Source organism: Rickettsia sp. (assembly GCF_965035265.1).
Genome location: NZ_CBCDJS010000116.1, coordinates 1 through 3,663, shown reverse-complemented (window position 1 = coordinate 3,663; position 3,663 = coordinate 1). Strand labels below are relative to the sequence as shown.

Here is a 3,663-nt window from a genome sequence, read left to right as displayed (position 1 = left end):
TTCTAATACTATCTTGGTCTTTTCTTCGGCACTGAAATTCCGAAACTGTTTCTTAGTCATTCTTACCTCTTAAGTTATTTGGTCTATTCTAACTTATTACCAAGCAAACCTAACTATTTTTTTGTTCAGTTTTTTCAGGCCATTATAATAATTGAAGAAAATTTAATTGCTTCAGCTGAGCCTAATTATTTAGCAAGTCTTGTAATACCCAAAAATAAAGATATTTCTGCACTTTGTTATGTTGATCTTTCTACTTCCGAAATTTTTGTAGTTAATGTGCCTACATTAGAGATTCTTAATGAGCTTGCTCGCCTAAAGCCTCGGGAGATTTTACTTAGTGAAAATTTAAGGTCTTCTGATCTTGCAAATAATATCTTCAAACAACTAAATTTTCGTATTACTTATCAAGTTGATAGTTTTTTTGCAATTAATAAATGTGAGAAAATTATTCTAGATTTTTATAAAATGAAAGATATTAAGGGGATTGGTGAGGTATCTAGTAGTCAAATTTGTGCCATAGGTAGCATTTTAGAATATTTATCGTTAACGCAAAAGCAAAATATCCCTCATTTACCTATCCCTCGAATTATCAATTTTCATAGCTATATGACTATTGATTTCTCTACTAGACGCAATCTTGAAATCGTAACAAACTCACAAGGCGGGTCGAAAGGAAGTTTACTAAGTACGATTAATCATACGGTTACCAAACAAGGTGGACGCTTACTATATAACTTTCTTTCAGGTCCTTTAACCGATATACAAAAAATAAATCACCGTTTAAATATTACCGACTTCTTTTATTCTAATCCGGAAATAGTTTCAAAAGCTAGAGGATTTCTTAAAAAAACTAGTGATATAGAACGCTGCTTAACTCGTATTACAATGAACAGAAGTTCAGGTCGTGATTTACTTAGTATCAAATATACTTTAGAAACGGCGACGATTATTAAAGGAGTATTTTTTGATGCTTACGGTTTTAATTTACCTGATTTTATTGAAAAAATTATTAAGCCGCTATCAGGTAATGAAGAATTATATAATTTAATAGACGAAACAATACGAGAAGATGCACCGAATAATTTAAATGACGGAGGTATAATAAAACATGGATATCATCCGAAAGTAGCACAATTACATGATTTAATTAATAACGGGAAATTACATATTGAAAAGCTAAAAGATCAATATCGCAAAGAAACGGGCATAGACAGTTTAAAAATCTCTCATAATAATGTTATAGGACTTTTTATCGATATCACCGCTAAAAATGTTAATAAAATTACCGATTCTAAATTTATTCACCGTCAAACAACAGTCAACAGTGCGCGTTATACTACTACCGAATTACAAAAGCTTGAAAGTGAGCTAGTCAACGCTAAGACTTTAGCAATAAGTTTAGAGAAAGAATTATACGCGAATATTTGTAGCCAAGTAATCGAAAAGGCCGCCTATTTACGAATGCTTGCAAGTTCTTTAAGTGGGCTTGATGTATTTTGCAATTTTGCTTATATCGCTGATGAATATGATTATGTTAAGCCTGAATTTACCGATGATTTAAGCTTTGATATCGTTAAAGGACGTCATCCGGTAGTAGAAAAGACTAGCAAAAGCTTTGTATATAATGACTGTCATTTATCTGAAGCTGAGCGTATCTGGTTAATTACCGGTCCTAATATGGCAGGTAAAAGTACTTTTTTACGTCAAAATGCCATTATCGCAATCATTGCTCAAATAGGTTCGTTTGTGCCTGCTAAAAGTGCCAAAATAGGAGTAATTGATAAAATATTTAGCCGAATAGGTGCTGCCGATGACTTAATTAAAGGACAATCAACCTTTATGGCAGAGATGCTTGAAACCTCGGCAATTCTTGCCCAATCTACAAAAAACTCACTAATCATACTTGATGAGGTAGGCAGAGGTACTTCTACTTATGACGGTGTATCTATAGCATGGTCGGTGCTTGAATATATCCATGATAAACTGAAATGTCGCTGTTTGTTTGCGACTCATTATCATGAGCTAACCGTTATGAGTAATTTCCTGCCGGCTTTGCAAAATTATACTATTGCTATTGAGGAATCAGGTAAGGATATACTGTTTTTGCATAATATCATATCAGGTGCAGCAGATAGGTCTTACGGTATTCATGTTGCAGCACTCGCCGGACTCCCTGCGAGTGTTATAAATAGAGCTGAGCAGATTTTGCTTAAATTTGAGAAAAGTTCTACTGGTAAAGGAAAAAATATCTTATCGACTGAATCAAATAATTTGAGTTTATTCAATCTTGAGCCTAATAAAACTACTATAAGCAGCCAATTAGATGAAAAATTTAGAACTATCGATCCTGATAAACTATCCCCTAAAGAAGCACTTGAGTTGATTTATGAGTTGAAGAAGTTGGTTTAATGTGGGTTGTGGCTTCTTCGTCATTGCGAGCGACTGAAAGGAGCGTGGCAATCTCAGGAATTTTGCCTGAGATTGCTTCGTCGACGCCTATGGCGCCTTCTCGCAATGACGTTCGTCTACAAATTATTTGCTGCCCCAAAAGAAACTATATACATACCCCACTAATGAGCTTACTAATTTTACTGCTGTGTTATATATTACAGTAAAACTATCGTCTGAAGGTATAGTTGTTGGAGTTGCTAATTCTGCAGAAGTAAATAGTTCTCCTGAATCTAATAAATTAAATTCTTTTGGAGTTGTTGGAGTATATTCAGCACTTAAATCTGCGCTATCTAAGAACGCTAATACTGCTTCTTTGGTATCAATTAAAATATCGTACATAAAAAATCCCCTTTTAATATTTAATAAATTAATTACTCTGTGCATTAACTTATTAGTGCATTATATAGAATTTTAATATAGAAGTCAAGGGAGGGTTAATAAATTAATATTTAATTAACTAAATGTCATTGAACGCAATAAGCTATACAAACTTTAGGATGTCATTCCCGCAGCAGCGGGAATCCAGTAAAACATATAAAAAAGTTGTTTTTTACATGTTTATTTTATACTAAGGTTTATTTTTTCTAGATTCCTGCTTTCGCAGGAATGACATTAGGGGCATGCAACTCATTCTCCTTTTCCAACCAATATTTACTACAGGCGAAAAAATTAGGATTGACAAAATTTTCTTTACCGTAAGTAACTTCTTTTCCATCGCAACCTAAAATATTACCGCCGCCGGCTTTAATTAAAGCATGACCTGCCGCTATGTCCCACTCCATAGTTTGACCGAATTTAGGGTATATATCGGCTTCACCTTCAGCAATTAAGCATAGTTTAATTGAACTACCTATTGCATTTATTTTACCAAATGAATATTTACTTAAAAATTCTTTAGTAGCTTCATTTGAATTATAAAAGCCTATTACAGCATTAAAGTTCTCATGTTTAGGTTCATGATTAACAAATGTTTCTCTAGAATTCTGTTCAATTTTTAAGCGACCGTTTACATCGGTATAATATAGCTTTACTGTTTCAGGATGATATATCAAGCCGATAGTCGGAAGACCATTTTTAATAAGTCCTATATTTACCGTATATGTGCTTTTACCGTTTACATAACTTCGAGTCCCGTCAATAGGATCAATTAACCAAAAAGTATCACTATTTAATATAGGTAGCGGCTGCTCTTCACATACTATAGCTATTTGA

2 protein-coding genes and 1 pseudogene are annotated in these 3,663 nt (G+C 33.4%); 1 reads left to right on the top strand and 2 read right to left on the bottom strand.

What is annotated here, in order from left to right:
- Window positions 1–147 precede the first annotated feature (147 nt).
- Window positions 148–2,409, top strand: a pseudogene (gene mutS, locus AC1Z7D_RS06515) (DNA mismatch repair protein MutS); the annotation flags it as partial.
- A gap of 123 nt (window positions 2,410–2,532) precedes the next feature.
- Here the strand turns inward: mutS and AC1Z7D_RS06510 are convergent.
- Both AC1Z7D_RS06510 and AC1Z7D_RS06505 read right to left on the bottom strand, forming a co-directional pair.
- Entirely contained in the window at window positions 2,533–2,790 is a 258-nt protein-coding gene (locus AC1Z7D_RS06510) for a hypothetical protein (protein ID WP_482603007.1), read from the bottom strand.
- A 245-nt stretch (window positions 2,791–3,035) separates the two neighbouring features.
- The coding region (locus AC1Z7D_RS06505; protein ID WP_482603005.1) for a 3'(2'),5'-bisphosphate nucleotidase CysQ family protein at window positions 3,036–3,663 on the bottom strand (628 nt) is incomplete at its 5' end.